Origin of the sequence: Pseudomonas sp. AAC (assembly GCF_000725445.1) — a bacterium.
Classification (GTDB): Bacteria; Pseudomonadota; Gammaproteobacteria; order Pseudomonadales; family Pseudomonadaceae; genus Pseudomonas; species Pseudomonas citronellolis.
In genome coordinates this window covers 313,133-327,935 of the sequence record NZ_KL647099.1, presented here as the reverse complement: position 1 = coordinate 327,935, position 14,803 = coordinate 313,133, and the positions used below count along the sequence as shown (strand labels likewise).

General features: G+C 65.6%; 11 protein-coding genes, 1 tRNA gene and 5 pseudogenes. 15 read left to right on the top strand and 2 right to left on the bottom strand.

Going from position 1 to position 14,803, the window contains the following annotated elements:
• Positions 1 to 550: 550 nt before the first annotated feature.
• The 11 genes and pseudogenes from FG99_RS32530 to FG99_RS32205 all read left to right on the top strand — a co-directional run.
• Positions 551 to 637, top strand: a pseudogene (locus FG99_RS32530) (coproporphyrinogen III oxidase); the annotation flags it as partial.
• Positions 638 to 639: 2 nt separating this feature from the next.
• Entirely contained in the window at positions 640 to 1,827 is a 1,188-nt protein-coding gene (locus FG99_RS22790) for an STY4528 family pathogenicity island replication protein (RefSeq protein ID WP_043272439.1), read from the top strand.
• 113 nt (positions 1,828 to 1,940) lie between these two features.
• Positions 1,941 to 2,231, top strand: a complete 291-nt coding sequence (locus FG99_RS22785; protein ID WP_009618238.1) for a type II toxin-antitoxin system ParD family antitoxin — start codon at positions 1,941 to 1,943, stop codon at positions 2,229 to 2,231.
• The gene (locus FG99_RS22780) at positions 2,231 to 2,596 is read left to right on the top strand and encodes a type II toxin-antitoxin system RelE/ParE family toxin (protein WP_043272438.1); all 366 of its coding nucleotides are present in this window, start codon (positions 2,231 to 2,233) and stop codon (positions 2,594 to 2,596) included. Before FG99_RS22785 ends, FG99_RS22780 begins: the two co-directional genes overlap by 1 nt.
• 159 nt (positions 2,597 to 2,755) lie before the next feature.
• Positions 2,756 to 3,544, top strand: a complete 789-nt coding sequence (locus FG99_RS22775; RefSeq protein ID WP_043272437.1) for a PFL_4669 family integrating conjugative element protein — start codon at positions 2,756 to 2,758, stop codon at positions 3,542 to 3,544.
• A complete protein-coding gene (locus FG99_RS22770) occupies positions 3,541 to 4,089 on the top strand; it encodes a DUF3158 family protein (RefSeq protein WP_009618235.1) in 549 nt (182 codons plus the stop codon). Before FG99_RS22775 ends, FG99_RS22770 begins: the two co-directional genes overlap by 4 nt.
• Positions 4,086 to 4,479 (top strand): annotated as a pseudogene (locus FG99_RS22765) (single-stranded DNA-binding protein). The gene FG99_RS22770 and the pseudogene FG99_RS22765 overlap by 4 nt, the downstream one beginning before the upstream one ends.
• Before the next feature lie 294 nt (positions 4,480 to 4,773).
• Positions 4,774 to 5,319, top strand: a pseudogene (locus FG99_RS22760) (toprim domain-containing protein); the annotation flags it as partial.
• Positions 5,316 to 5,885 (top strand): annotated as a pseudogene (locus FG99_RS22755) (PFL_4703 family integrating conjugative element protein); the annotation flags it as partial. The pseudogenes FG99_RS22760 and FG99_RS22755, both read left to right, overlap by 4 nt.
• Entirely contained in the window at positions 5,882 to 6,769 is an 888-nt protein-coding gene (locus tag FG99_RS22750) for a TIGR03749 family integrating conjugative element protein (RefSeq protein WP_043272435.1), read from the top strand. The pseudogene FG99_RS22755 and the gene FG99_RS22750, both read left to right, overlap by 4 nt.
• A 38-nt stretch (positions 6,770 to 6,807) precedes the next feature.
• Positions 6,808 to 7,311 (top strand): annotated as a pseudogene (locus tag FG99_RS32205) (TIGR03752 family integrating conjugative element protein); the annotation flags it as partial.
• Between the two features lie 1,404 nt (positions 7,312 to 8,715).
• Here the strand turns inward: FG99_RS32205 and FG99_RS22735 are convergent.
• A tRNA-Gly gene (locus FG99_RS22735) sits at positions 8,716 to 8,789 on the bottom strand.
• Positions 8,790 to 8,951: 162 nt separating this feature from the next.
• Here FG99_RS22735 and FG99_RS22730 point away from each other — a divergent pair.
• The 4 genes from FG99_RS22730 (at position 8,952) to FG99_RS22715 (ending at position 13,573) form a co-directional block, all read left to right on the top strand.
• On the top strand, positions 8,952 to 9,515 hold the full coding sequence (locus tag FG99_RS22730; RefSeq protein WP_051879125.1) for a COG3904 family protein: 564 nt from the start codon (positions 8,952 to 8,954) through the stop codon (positions 9,513 to 9,515).
• A gap of 215 nt (positions 9,516 to 9,730) precedes the next feature.
• A complete protein-coding gene (locus tag FG99_RS22725) occupies positions 9,731 to 10,831 on the top strand; it encodes a polyamine ABC transporter substrate-binding protein (RefSeq protein ID WP_009618079.1) in 1,101 nt (366 codons plus the stop codon).
• A gap of 313 nt (positions 10,832 to 11,144) precedes the next feature.
• Positions 11,145 to 12,362: a GGDEF domain-containing protein gene (locus FG99_RS22720; protein WP_009618077.1), complete on the top strand. Its 1,218-nt coding sequence runs from the start codon at positions 11,145 to 11,147 to the stop codon at positions 12,360 to 12,362.
• Positions 12,363 to 12,763: 401 nt separating this feature from the next.
• A complete protein-coding gene (locus FG99_RS22715) occupies positions 12,764 to 13,573 on the top strand; it encodes a gamma-glutamyl-gamma-aminobutyrate hydrolase family protein (protein ID WP_043272434.1) in 810 nt (269 codons plus the stop codon).
• 809 nt (positions 13,574 to 14,382) lie between these two features.
• On the opposite strand, the gene FG99_RS22710 is transcribed toward FG99_RS22715, so the two are convergent.
• Positions 14,383 to 14,784 carry a hypothetical protein gene (locus tag FG99_RS22710; RefSeq protein WP_081884703.1) on the bottom strand — a complete coding sequence of 134 codons (402 nt, stop codon included), beginning with the start codon at positions 14,782 to 14,784 and terminating at the stop codon, positions 14,383 to 14,385.
• Between the last annotated feature and the right edge of the window lie 19 nt (positions 14,785 to 14,803).

Sequence of the window (14,803 nt, the reverse complement as noted above, 5' to 3'; positions counted from 1 at the left end):
CGGGGGGCATGCTTTGTCGATCTGGAGGCAGACCGCTGGAGTCTTGCCCGAAACCTCGTCGCACCCCGTCTAAGCGGCATCACTACACCTGATTCCGCCCGAACCGTGTCTGCTGACAGACCGTCGCTGTCTTGCATGCCGGTGACGACCAGGCTCTAACGCGAGAAGACCGAATCCGTCTTTCGCCTTGATGGCGTCTGTAGCAAAACCTCGTTATCGAGCCATCCTGCCATGAGCAGTCAACCCCTTGAAGCATACCGCCACGCAGAGGCTCGGTGCTGGTGGACAAGTGCCATATCGACAGGCGGCTGCTCTGGTGAACATCCGTCATCCCGGCCTTTCCCACAAGCCAAGCCGCCACCGTCTCGCGCCGTGAAGGTGCGTGCCGGCAGCGATTCCAATCAACGAGGGAAACAGATGTCCTGAATCCGGTTACCAGGGAGCAGCCATGCGAAAGCCACCTTCATCCGGCCCCCAAGCCAAGGTCTTTTACCGTCCGATCGAGGCGGCCATCCAGTGGACGGGGCTGTCACGCTTCGAGCGCCGCATCCTCGATCTCGCCAGGGGGATGAACCGGCTGCCGATGTCGGTGATCTGGTCGGCGATACGGAACTGGATCGACCAGGGGCTGGTGTAGCCATGACCACGGCCGGCGCACCACGGCGCGAAGACCCGGTTGCGCTGTCGGCGGTGTTCGACGAGGCGCTGCGGCACCTTGAGCCGAAGGAACCGGCGCAGGGCACGGCGCCAAGCCAGGACGGGTTTCTCTACAGCGGCAACCGCCATGAGAGCGTGCCGCGCCGACTGTTCCTCGACCGGCGCCTGACCCCGCTGGAGCGCAACGCCTGGCAGGTGTTCCGCCTGCAGCTCAACGACGACGGCGTGACCGCCTTTCCCACCTACGACCAATTGCGCCCCTACCTGGCCTCGATGCCCTGCGGGGCGCAGGCATCGCACGAGACCGTGGCGCGCGCCCTGACGCTGCTGCGGCTGACGCGCTGGCTGAGCCTGGTGCGACGACGGCGCGACCCGAAGACCGGCCGCATCCAAGGCAACCTCTATGTGCTGCACGACGAACCGCTGTCGCCCTTCGAGGCGATGCAGCTCGATGCCGACTACCTCGGCCTGGTCAGCCAGGCGCTGACCCATGCCGCCAAGGCGGTGCAGATCGTGGGCATGAACACGCTCAAGGAGATTGCCGAAGACCCGCTGCTCAGCGGCCGCACGCTGCCGACCCGCCTGCAGGTGCTGGCGCAGCGCATGGCGCTGCATGGCCGGACGACGCCAGGTTATCCACAGGAGGGTGCGGACCACGAATCCGAAGAAGGCCAGGAAGCCCATCTTCGGAATGCTGCGCGCCCGTCTTCGGAATCCGAAGCAGGGCCGAAACCCGCGCCGGACGGCTCTCTTCGGATTCCGAAGGAGGACCGTACAGTACGTAGTGATCGTATAAATGAAGTACGTACAGTACCGCGCGCGAGGGCCTTGCAGAACCTGCGGCTACCCGAGCGTTTCCTGCGCCTGAAGGACGAGCAGCAGGCCGGTGCGCTGGTGGCACTGCAGCAGGTGGACGAGGCCCAGCGGCAGGCCGTACTCGACGAGTGGGCGGCACGCTGCCGAAACGGCGCGGTGCGCAACCCGGCCGGCTATCTCTTCGGCATCATCCAGAAGGCGATCCGCGGGGAGTTCAAGGCGTGGGCGGGCGACGGTGCCACAGTAGCGCCAGCAGTTCGTCCACCGCCATCCGCACCGGCACCGGCACCGGCATCCCCCGAGGTGGTGCGTGCCCACCTGGCACGGCTGCGGGCGGCGCTGCGCGACCCCTGACCGAGCGGGCTATCCCCAGGGGATGGCTGGGACAGGGAGCCTTCCGGGAGGCTCATTGGCATAAAATGCCAACACTGCTATTCTGACGCTGTTTCATCGTGGAGGCCAAGACCATGCCCACCCGCAATGTGGTGCTCAGTGAGCATCAACACGCTTTTGTCGAGGCCCTGGTTCAGTCCGGGCGTTACCAGAACGCGAGCGAAGTGCTGCGCGAAGGCCTGCGCCTGATCGAGCGGCGCGAGCAACTCGAAGAAACCAAGCTCAAGGCGCTGCAGAAAGCCGCCAAGACGGGCTGGGCCGATGTGGCCGCCGGCCGCTATACGGATGTGGACGATGACAAGCTCGAAGACTTCATCGGGCAGTTGGGGCAACAAGCCGCCGGTCGGGTGCAGACAGCTCGCTGATGGCGCGATATCGACTATCCGCTGCGGCACAGACGGACCTCATCGACATCCTGGCCTGGACGCACGAACACTTCGGCGACGTAGCACGCAAGCGCTACGAGGCGTTGATCGTGGCCGCGTTGCGCGATGTTTCCGCCCAACCTGACCGGCCCGGTAGTATCGAACGACCGGAGCTTGGCGACGGCGTGCGCTCCTGGCATCTGCACTTGAGCCGGGAGCGTGGCCGCACCGATAGCGGCATCGTACGTCGGCCGCGGCATTTCCTGATCTACCGCACGGAGACCGACGTGACCGTCGTCGGTCGTGTGCTTCACGACACGATGGAGCTGGCACGACACCTCGACCCCGAGGCGTCCTGGGAATAACCGGCACCTCCTGCGGCACACCTATCCCCAGGGGATAGCCGGCACACACAGCCTTCCGTGCGGAACAAACCGGGCGCGCATGGGCTGCGGTTTGTTGACTGACGGCCTTCCTGCCGATGCCGATGCTGGCGACTCGCCCCTTCACCGCGAGTCGCTCCCATGGCCAACGAACGCACAGAACCCCTGCAACTGAATCTCGGATCGCTGCGCAGCGCGATGTCGCTGACGCTGCACACTCATCACGCTTCGCGCATCTGGCACGGCCGCGCACCGGCGGAGGGACGCGCCGGCATCATCGGCCTCAACGGCTTCATCAGCGCGATGAACAAGATGAAGCGCGGTTCCGAGCAGGATGATCCGTACTCCGATTTCTGGATGCTGCGTATCGAAGACAAGCTGGAGCAGACCAAGAGCACGCTGCAGGCGCTGCGCGAGCAGGTGGACCAGGCGCTGGCCGATGTACCCCCGGCGCTGTCGCTGGGCGAGAACATGAACGTGCAGCCAGTGAAGCTGCCGCTGTTCGTGAACGCCCAACTCGGCTTCATGGCGGTGTACCTGCTGGCCGACTACGACGACCTGGCACGCAAACTCATCCTGGCGCACCACACGGCGCTGATCGACCGCAGCACCTTGGAGCGCTGGCTCAATGATGGCGCGCACGCGTTGCGCAGCCTTTTCTCGCTGGCCCAGCAGTACCGCTACTCGGGCACGACGCGCGACGACTTCGCGGCGAAGAACGCCGCGGCGAGAGCAGCATTGGAGAAGTTCGGCGAACTGCCGCAGGACGTGCTGGAAGGCACGCGCCGCTCGCGCTTCGCGCCACCGATCGCGCGGCGGACAACCAAGCCCGGAATGCCGCCTGTTGCGCCTGCCATCGAGCCCGATGCGCCGGTTCCCACGGACGGCGCAGCCGATGGTGCGGCGGGCGACAAGGGGGCTGGCGCATGACCGCATCGCCCCCCATCAGCCACTCCACGCGCTTCGTGGCGCTGGAACAGGCGGACTTCCAGCGGCTGGAACACGCAGGCTACCTAAAAGGCCTTTTACAGCCTTTTAAGGGTAAGGGGAGTCTGGAGACCTGGGCCAGCCAGTGCGCAGCGCTGCGCGACGACGTGATTGGCCTGGCGCAGCGGCGCGTGCTGCCCCAGGCGCGCGCCTACCCCTTCAGCCTGCTCGACGTGCAACTGGCCCAGCAGGCCACTGGCGCAGGGACGACCTTCCTGCGCTGGCGCAATCTGGACCGTTCCTCCATGGGCGTGTCGTTGTGGGAGGCCCTGCTGGCCAACCCCGCGACGCCGGCGTCGCTGATCGACGAACTGTACGCGATGGAACTGCAGCGCATCGTGCTGAACATGCAGATCAGCCTGACCCACAGCATCGCTCGCCAAGCCCTGGAATGCGCCAGCAAGGCCGCCCAGGCGGAAGCGGCTTACCTGCGGCGTGTCCACGGGCATACCGCGGCCGTTCCACCCACCACCAAGGAGTCACCATGAGCACGCACTTCGTCGGCGAGGGCAACATCGGTTCTGCGCCGGACTATCGCGAATTTCCGAACGGCAACGACGAGCCGCGCCGGCTGCTTCGCCTGAACGTCTACTTCGACAACCCAATCCCGAAGAAGGACGGCGAGTACGAAGATCGCGGCGGCTACTGGGCACCGGTCGAGCTGTGGCATCGCGACGCCGAGCACTGGAAGACGCTGTACCAGAAAGGCATGCGGGTGCTGGTCGAGGGCCGCACCGTGCGCGACGAATGGAAGGACGCCGACGAGAACGAGCGCGTCACGTTCAAGGTCGAGGCGCGGCGCGGCGCGGCGCGTGGGCATCCTGCCGTACCGCATCGAGTCGGTGGCGCTCAGCGCCAGGCCCGCCGCCGGACAGTAATTCGCCCATCGCCGTTCCCCCGAGGGCGGCTGTAGCAACCGTCATGCGCCCGCGATGCACCAGCGAGCCATCCCCAGGGGGGGCTCCAAGGTCGTCCACGGAGTTCCAGCCGCCCCTCCCGAAACGACGTCCTTGCTGCGCCAGATCCTGCGGTCTATGCGCACCGCTGCGGCAACGGACTGCCTGCCGATCACAAAGCGGCGCCTGCTTCAATCGGCTTCCTTGCTGCCGGCATCTCCTGGCCCTGCCAAGCTGACGCCCATCCGATGAACCGCATATTTCCGAGGAGGCTTCATGCGCGTATTCCTGTGCGAGAAACCGTCCCAGGGCAAGGACATTGCCCGTGTGCTGGGCGCTGGCCAACGCGGCAACGGCTGCTACAGCGGTGCCGCGGTCGTCGTGACCTGGTGCATCGGTCATCTGGTCGAGCCGGTTCCGCCCGAAGGGTACGGCGAACAATACAAGCGCTGGGCCATCGAGCAACTGCCCATTCTTCCCGAGCGCTGGCGTGTCGAGCCCAAGGCGGCGACCGCGGCGCAATTCAAGGTCGTGCGGCAACTCGTCGCCAAGGCAAGCGAACTGGTGATCGCGACTGACGCCAACCGCGAGGGCGAGATGATCGCCCGCGAGATCATCGACCTGTGCGGCTACCACGGGCCGATTCAGCGCCTGTGGCTGTCGGCGCTCAACGATGCGTCGATCCGCAAGGCGCTGGGCGCGCTCAAACCGTCCGCCGAGACGCTGCCACTGTATTTCTCCGCACTCGCCCGATCGCGCGCCGACTGGCTGATCGGCATGAACCTGAGCCGGCTGTTCACCCTGCTCGGGCGCCAGGGAGGCAACTGACGATCCATGTGCCCCCCGATCTGCGCTCGGGCAGCACCCGCGCCTGGTGGGATGTGCCGCCCGAGAGTGTCTATGCCTTCGCCTTCTACGTCTGGCAGCAGGTCCAGCGCTGGCCGACGGATGGCGAACAGGATTACCCGCGCAACCTCCACGCGCTGTCGGCCTATTTCACACCGGCCTGCCAGGCCTTCCTGCGCCAGGACTACGAGCACCGGCGCAGCAGCGGCGAACTGCGCCAGCGGGTGCGCGGCATCTACGAGATTCCGGGGCGCGGCTTCGGCGACAACCCCACGATGCGGGTAAAGACGGTTTCCAGTCGCGACTGGATCGTCACGCTCGATGTCAGCGCGGACGAGTACTACGGCGCCGAGCAGGTCAAGCGGGCCCTGGTGCGCTATCCACTGAAAGTAGTGCAGCTGGACGTCGATCCCCCGCGCAACCCCTTCGGCCTTGCGCTGGACTGCTATGACGGCGCGCCGCAGCGGATCGAGGCACCGTCGCAGGCAGTGCCTCCGTCCGGCACGCCCGGCGGCGGCCTTTCGCAGGGAGGCAACCCTTGAAACACCACGTCTTCACCATCGTGGCGAGCCTGGCCCTTGGCTTCGGCCTGGTACCGGACAGCCATGCCATCGAGATCCTGCGCTGGCAGCGGCTGCCGCTGGCCGTCCCGCTGGTCGTCGGCCAGGAGCGCGTGGTCTTCATCGACCGCAACGTGCGTGTCGGCCTGCCCCCGAGCCTGGGCGAGCGGCTGCGCGTGCAGAGCGCGGGTGGAGCCATCTACCTGCGCGCCAGCGAGACCATCGCGCCGACGCGGCTGCAACTGCAGGACGTGGAATCCGGTGCCATCGTGCTGGTCGACATCGCCGCCACGGACGCCCGGGAAGGCGAGCAGCCGCTGGAGCCTGTACGCATCGTCCTGCAGGACGCCGCCGCGGAGGCCAGCAAAGACACCGCCGCCGGTCCGAGCCAAGCAGCGCAACCCGCCAAGCGTCGGCAGACGCCGGTAGCCGTTGTCCTGACGCGCTACGCTGCGCAGAACCTTTACGCACCGCTGCGCACCGTCGAGCCCGTGGCCGGCATCGGGCGCGTGCCGCTGCGGCGCCCGCTCGCGCTGGACACACTGCTGCCAACGCTGCCGCTCAAGGCGCGGGCGCTGGCAGCCTGGCGACTCGAAGACCAGTGGGTCACCGCGGTGCGCCTGACCAACACCTCGCCTCACCGTATCGATCTCGATCCAAGGGCGCTGCAAGGCGACTTCGTGGCCGCGACCTTCCAGCATCCCGACCTGGGGCCAGCGGGCGCTTCGACCGACACCACGATGGTCTATCTGGTCACGCGCGGCCGCGGCCTGGCCGAGTCCCTGATGCCGGTGCTCAGCCCCATCGATGCCGGCACGAACTTGCCGCCGGCCGCCGCTGCGGGGAGGACGTCCGATGAGGAGTAATCCCCTGTTGAAGTGGCTGCTGAGACAGGACGGCGCAGGCCGTTGCCGACACCACCCGGGCGGTCTATACGGTGCCCGCCAATGCCACACTCATGGGCTCGGTCGCCATGACCGCGCTGATCGGGCGCATTCCCATCGACGGCACCGTCAACGACCCGTTTCCCTTCAAGGTGCTGATCGGGGCCGACAACCTGGCGGCCAACGGCATCGAGATTCCCGACGTGGCCGGTGCGGTGGTCAGCGGCACGGCCTCGGGCGACTGGACGCTCTCGTGCGTGCGTGGGCAGGTCCGCTCCATCACCTTCGTGTTCAGCGACGGCACCATCCGCACGGTGCCGGAGGAAGACGGCAAGCGCAGTCGAAGCCAGGACAGCACCAGTCTGCTGGACGGCCTGAGCTGGATCAGCGATCCCTACGGCATCCCGTGCGTCTCGGGCGAGCGCCGCAGCAACGCCCAGCAGTACCTGGGATCGCAGGCGTTGATCACCGCTGCCGGCGCGGGCGCCGCTTCGCTCATCAAGTCTGACAACGGCAGTCACGCCGGCTTCATCCTCTACATGACCGACGCCGCACAGGACCAGGCAGACATCGACAACCTGCGCACAGCACTGAAGAACGCAAAGGGCCCGGGCAACTTCCGCAACCTGTTCATCTACGCGCCCAACGGGAAGAAGGAGGGGATCCAACTGATCCCGGTCAGCGAGGTGGCGGCGAAGGACGACTTCGGGGCGATCAAGAACATCAGTCGCGACGACCAGCTCGCCGCGCTGCGCGTCTACCCGCAGCTGCTGGGTGTGGTGCCGCAGAATGCCGGCGGCTTCGGCTCGATCACGGACGCGAAGGCGGTGTGGGAGGCGAACGAACTGGCGCCGCTGCAGGCGCGGCTGCGCCAGGTGAATGACTGGGTGGGGGAAGAGGTGATGCGGTTCCGCGAGTCCGCCTTGCCAGCGTAGCGCCAGACTGAAACGACAAAGCCGCCCTCGAGGCGGCTTTTTTCTGTCCTGCAGGCGAGGATTTTCGCCGTTCAGCAATACGAAAAACCCCACTAAAACATACCACTTCCACCATTCCAAGGCCAGCAGAAACGGGCTGAAAGCCCCGTTTTTACTGGGCTGGCGACCAGTGGTGTGTGTCACGCCAGGGGGATTGCGCATGCGCTCGCCGGCATCGTTGAGCAGCCGGTACCGGCGGGCCAGTCGGGGGCTGGGTGGGGGCCATGAGGGGGCTGAAAGCACTGTATGGACAGCCAGTATTTCCGGCCGGACAGGGCCTGGCAGCACCCGGCGCGCGCAGTCGTCCCCCCGCCACGCCTGCGGGCTAAAGGGGGCACTTTTTCTTCACCCCTGCGCAGCCCTCCAGGCGGCCCAGGCTGGGCGCTGGCTGCACGTTTCGGCGGTGGGAAATACCTGCGAATCCCTGCACCGGAGCCCCCTTTTCCTGGGCGCGGCAGAGGGCTGTCCCAGGCCGTGTTTTCGGTTGAGGCCTCGGAAAAAGGTAATTTTGGTAATTCGGGGTTCGAACACCCCTGGAAGCCGCGTCGTTACTGGCTTTGGACGATTACCTTGAAAGGTAATTTGAGGTAATTGGAAAGGTAATTTTTCTGTAAGTGATTGATTTACAAGGGTTTGATAAAACCGAAAACTTACCTTGGGGAAAGGTAATTCGATTACCCTAAAATTACCCTATTATTATCTTTAAGAAATCGTTTCAACCCATTGAAAACAAATGGAAAAACGGCATTTCAAAAATGAAATTACCAAAATTACCCAATTTCGATGGGTCAACATAAAACGAAGGTCATGCCTTCGGCCGCTGGGTTGTAAGCCTGGTCCACTCTGCCGCACACACACCGGCGCACGCTGGCACAGACTCACAGAAACGGCCCCCGAAACGGCCCCCAGCTGTTCGCGAAGGTCTCGCTGGGCCGCTGAGAGGCCCGTGGAATCTGGAGCGGGCGAAGGGAATCGAACCCTCGTCATGAGCTTGGGAAGCTCAGGTAATGCCATTATACGACGCCCGCTTGGGGGTGCCTTTTTACCAGAAGGCGCGGGCGGAGTGAAGCCTTGGTGCTGCACTTCGGGGCATTCGCCGATTCGGCTGTGCCGGGGGATGCCAAATGCCAGCATCGGCGGTATCTTCCGCTCCCATCGATTTCCCGCTGGGTTCAAGGCGAGGCAGGTTCATGGGCAATACCCTGGTGCGCGCGGCCGTGCTCGGTCTTTCGGTGCTGTGTTCGACGGCGGCGTTCGCGCGGGTCGAGGTTGCGCCGGTGCAGAACAAGTCGCTGGGGCTCACCCTGGCGGTGCGCGTCACCGAGGACATCGCGCCGGGGGACTACGAGCGCCTGCTGCAGGGGCTGAAGCGCAACCCCGGCAAGTTCGCCCGCAGGATCGCCCTGCTCGACTCCATCGGCGGCAGCCTGGGCGAGGCCATCAAGATGGGCCGGCTGCTGCGCGAGGCCGGGTTCGATACCTGGGTGCCGCGCAACAGCGTGTGCCAGGGCACCTGCGTCTACCTGCTGGCCGCCGGGCATGCGCGGCGGGTGCGCGGCTATGTCGGCCTGCACCGTCCCTACTTCCCCGGCGGCGATTCCTGGCTGGCCGATGGCGCCAGCCGCTACAGCCCGGCCGCCTACCTGCGCGAGATGGACGTGCCCGTCGCCCTGCTGGACGACATGGCGGCCATCGAGCCGGGGCGCATGCGCGTGCTTTCCGCGCAGGACCTCGCGCGTTACCGGCTCGATTGAGCCACCTGGCACGACGGTACGCCTTGTAACAGCCCGCGCCGGGATTCCGTCGCCGCGCCCGCCTGCCCTTCTCCCGCCCCTTGGCGCCAGGCTAGAGCCGCCGGGGGCCGGCCGCCGGTAAATGGCCGGGGGCCATTATCGGGAATGGTTCTTGCTGTCGATCCGTGCGGAAGACCCAACTTACGCACGGATAGAAGAAAATCGGAGCAACCTGCATGTTCAAGACCTTCGGCAAGACCCTGCTCGCCGTGACTCTGGCGGGCGCTGTGGCTGGTATGGCGCAGGCGGACAACAAAGTGCTGCACGTTTACAACTGGTCCGACTACATCGCCCCTGACACGGTCGACAAGTTCACCAAGGCCACCGGCATCAAGGTCGTCTACGACGTCTACGACAGCAACGAAGTGCTGGAAGCCAAGCTGCTGGCCGGCAAGTCCGGCTACGACGTGGTGGTGCCGTCGAACAACTTCCTCGCCAAGCAGATCAAGGCCGGCGTCTACATGCCGCTGGACAGGTCCAAGCTGCCGAACTGGAAGAACCTCAACCCGGACCTGATGAAGACCCTCGAGATCAGCGACCCGGGCAACAAGTTCGCCATCCCCTACATGTGGGGCACCATCGGCCTGGGCTACAACCCGGACAAGGTCAAGGCCGTGCTCGGCGACAACGCCCCGGTGGATTCCTGGGACCTGGTGTTCAAGCCCGAGAACATCCAGAAACTCAAGCAGTGCGGCGTGAGCTTCCTCGACTCGCCCACCGAGATGCTGCCGGCGGCCCTCCACTACCTGGGCTACAAGCCCGACAGCAATGATCCGAAGGAGATCAAGGCGGCCACCGCGCTGTACCAGAAGATCCGCCCGTACATCACCTACTTCCACTCCTCCAAGTACATCTCGGACCTGGCCAACGGCAACATCTGCGTCGCCGTCGGCTACTCGGGCGACGTCTACCAGGCCAAGGCCCGCGCCGCGGAAGCGAAGAACAACGTCCACGTGCTCTACAACATTCCGAAGGAAGGCGCCGGCGCCTTCTTCGACACCGTGGCCATTCCGAAGGACGCCGAGAACCCCGAAGGCGCGCTGCAGTGGGTCAACTTCCTGCTCGAGCCGCAGGTGATCGCCGAGATCAGCAACGTCACCTCCTTCCCCAACGGCAACGCTGCCGCCACCGCGCTGGTGAACGAGGAAATCCGCAACGACCCGGGCATCTATCCGAAGGAAGAGGTGATGAAGAAGCTGTACGCCTTCCCGGACCTGCCGGCCAACACCCAGCGCCTGATGACCCGCAGCTGGACCACCATCAAGACCGGCAAGTAAGCCGCACCGGGAGATAACGCACCAGGATGGTGCAATGGCAAGAAAAACGCCCCCTTTTCGCCCAGCGAGAGGGGGCGTCTCGCTTTCCGCTTCCCGCCCGGCGGCGCTGCCTTCCGTCGTCCGCGGGCTCGAATTCCCATCGCACTCCAGGCATGATGGCGCCGAGACATCACTGCATTTTCCCGCGCAACGGAAGCCATCGGTCGGGCCGGGCAAGCGCACCGCCATGGACCGAGGCGCCAGCGCGCCGGGCCGGCGCGTGCCTGCGCCCGCCCCCGCCGCACCGTCCCGGGGCGCACCCAGGAGCCCAGGCATGACCGCCTACCCCGACACCAACCCGCCACCGCTGCCCGAGCGCCCCGCCGAGGACTACCTGGCCGAGCGCGTCGCCACGCTGTTCTCCACCAGCCCGTCCACCGCGGTGGGCAACGTGTTCTCCGGCACCATGGTGTTCGGCGTCTACCATGCCAGCGCGCCCCTGCTCGGGCGCTGCCTGTGGCTCGCCGTGCTGGTGCTGCTGATGAGCGTGCGCCTGGGCCTGGTGTACGCCTGGCGGCGCAACCCGCAGCGCCTGGCGCCGCAGACCTGGGCGCGCCTGACCATGCTGCAGTGCGGCGCCGTGGGGCTGGCCTGGGGCATCGGCGCCATCTGGCTGATGAGCTACGGCACGCCCTACGAGGACGTGATCTACGGCTGCATCGCCCTGGCCTCGGTGATGGTGGCCATGAGCAACGTGTCCTACTGGCCGGCGCACCTGGCCTTCCACGTGCCCATGTTCTTCTTCCTGGGCATCGCCTATTTCCGCGACCCCGAGCCCCAGGCGACCTTCCTGGCGGTCTCCGCCTGGGTGGTCTGCCCGTTCATCGCGGAAATGGGCCGGCGCCTGCAGATCCGCTTCAACGAGGCGCTCAAGCTGGCCTGGGAACACCAGGTGCTGGCGCACAAGTACGCGCTGGCCAACCAGGAGCTGGCGGTGCTCAGCCGCACCGACGACCTCACCCGCATCGCCAACAAGCGCCACCTGGACGAGACGCTCAAGCGCGAATGGCACCGCTGTGCGCGGCACGCCGAGCCGCTTAGCGTGCTGATGCTGGATATCGACCACTTCAAGCTCTACAACGATGGCTACGGCCACCTCGCCGGCGACGTCGGCATCCGCCGCGTGGCCGAGGCCATCCGCGACAACGTGCGCGAGCACTGCGACTTCGTCGCGCGCTTCGGCGGCGAGGAGTTCACCGTGGTCATGCCCGGCGCCGACCTGGCCAGCGCCTGCGCCATCGGCGAGCGCATCCGCGCCGCCGTCGAGGCCCTGCAACTGCCCCACGCCTGGGCCGCCCGCGGCCACCTGACGGTGAGCATCGGCGTGGCCTCCACCGCCCAGGGCCCGGTGGCCAGCCAGGAAGCCCTGGTGGGCAACGCCGACGTGGCCCTGTACGCCGCCAAGCACGGCGGGCGCAACCGGGTGGAAGCCTTCAGCGGCGACCCGGCCAAGGCGCCGCTGCCGCCCGGCAAGGTCGAACTGCCCGGCTGACCGGCCGGGCGCCAGCGCCCCCGCAGGAAAGCTTCAGACGCGGCGCCCGCTCAAGGGCACGGCCGGCGCGTGCCCGGCGATCTTCCGTGAAAATGTTCAGTATAATTTTCACGAAAGGCCTGGTCCGTAAAAAATAATGGACCGATATTTATCGAATTAAATAAAAAACCCTTTAAATACAGCGACTTGAAAACGAAATCACCGTGAATTTCGGCCATTATTTTTAACGATCGAAAGCGAAATTGTTTGACATATTTTACGGCTCTGGCAGGCTGGTGGGCAGGCTTCGACCGTTTGCGGGCGCTTCCAGCCCCGCTACGGCAGTGCTCGGAGCCCCAGGTAGCGCCCTCCCGGCCGCGCCTGCACATAAACGACAGGCCGAGCCTGTCCCAAGGTGACATATGTCCAACAGCAACATTGGCAATAACAATCAGAAACTCCGCAAGCCCGTCGTCCTGATGTCCATGGGCGCCCAGGAACGCAAGGGCCACGACTATCAGGTGATGACCCACAAGTACATCACCCCGATCAGCGACATCGCCGGTTGCGTGCCGGTCCTGGTGCCGACCTGCTGCGGCATCGACGATCTCGAGCAGTACCTCGACATGGCCGACGGCGTCTACCTCACCGGCGCCGGCAGCAACATCGACCCGGCCCTCTACGGCCAGGAAAACGAAACCCCCGGCAAGGCCCAGGACAAGCAGCGCGACCTCTTCGACCTGCCCCTGATCAAGGCCGCCATCGCCCGTGGCCTGCCGATCTTCGGCATCTGCCGCGGCATGCAGGAAATCAATGTGGCGCTGGGCGGCGACATTTACCAGAAGGTCTACGCCGAGCCCGGCTTCAACGACCACCGGGAAAACCCCGAAGACCCGGTCGAGGTGCAGTACGCCCCGGCGCACAGCGTGCGCGTGGCGCAGAACACCTGGCTGCACAAGCTGCTGCAGACCGACTCGATCCAGGTCAACTCGCTGCACGGCCAGGGCCTGAAGAACCTCGGCAAGGGCCTGGAGCCCATCGCCCACGCCGAAGACGGCCTGGTCGAGGCGATCCACGCGCCGAGCCTGTCGCCCTTCCTCTTCGCGGTGCAGTGGCACCCGGAATGGCAGGCGCTGAAGAACCCCGATTCGGTGAAGATCTTCCAGGCCTTCGGCGACGCGTGCCGCCAGCAGGTCAAGAAGAAACAGGCCCGCTACGGCAACGCTGCCTGAGCGGACGCCGAAAGGCGCTGATGAAAAAGCCGCTCCTCCTCATGGGGGAGCGGCTTTTTCGTTTGTGCGGCGTTCGGGCCACTGCAGAGGCTGGCAGTTGCCTACGCGTCCGCGATAGCCGGTGATATCGGCGTGATTCGCGGATGAGCGAGCATGGCTTTTCGTAGGATGGTGTTGAGCGAAGCGATACCCATCACCACCACCGCATGGGTTTCGCCAAGGCTCAACCCATCCGTTGAGGCGCGCTTCGGCGCAGCCGCCAAGACAGTTGCGCCTACGTTGCAGGCGAGCGCGGCTTTTCGTAGGAGCGAGGGGGACGCCTGGTCCTTGCTCGCGAATGGAGTTTGCCGGTGGCGTAGGCGCCTGACTCAAGAGCACCCTCACCCCAACCCTCTCCCGCAAGCGGGAGAGGGGGCTGTCCTGAGCGGCCTGGAGGTCAGGCACCATCCTTCCCCTTCGCCACTCTCGCGAACGCAGGGACAGACAGGCATTTCAGGCTGACTCTGGATTCACCACTCACGCCGAACGGCTCCCTCTCCCTCCGGGAGAGGGCTGGGGTGAGGGAACGGAGTCAACCGAATACACCGCAGTCGCAAGGAAGCACCCTTCGCGAGCAAGCTCGCTCCTACCCTCACCATTCCCGCGAACGCGGGGATAGACAGGCGTTTCAGGCTGACTCTGGATTCACCACTCACGCCAAACGGCCCCCTCTCCCTCCGGGAGAGGGCTGGGGTGAGGGAACGGAGTCAACCGAATACACCGCAGCCGCCAGGAGGTTCGCGAGCAAGCTCGCTCCTACACTCCCATCATCACTGCGACGTCCCCGCCGCCGGGAACACCCGCTGAATCCGATCGGCCAGCGCCAGCGCCCGCTCGCTCTTGGTGAACAGCAACAGATAGTCATGATCGGACTTCGCCGCCGGGGCGATGCGGTACTCCAGCGGCCCCTGCACCACCTGCTGGCCCACCGGCACGCGGAAGGTGGCCACGCATTCGAGCACGCCGCTGTCCGGGTCCTTCTCGAGGATGGCCGCGTCGCGCAGCTCCACGTCCTTGAGCAGGTCGCCGCGGCCGGACAGCGGGCCGTCGGTGAACACCTTCACCAACTGGTCGCGCATGTCCTTGCTGGCGCACACTTCCGCTTCCTTGCCGCCGCAGGCACTGAGCAGCGCGGCGACTCCGATCATCGGCAACAGCTTGTAGTTCATCATTCACCCATGGCGTGACTTG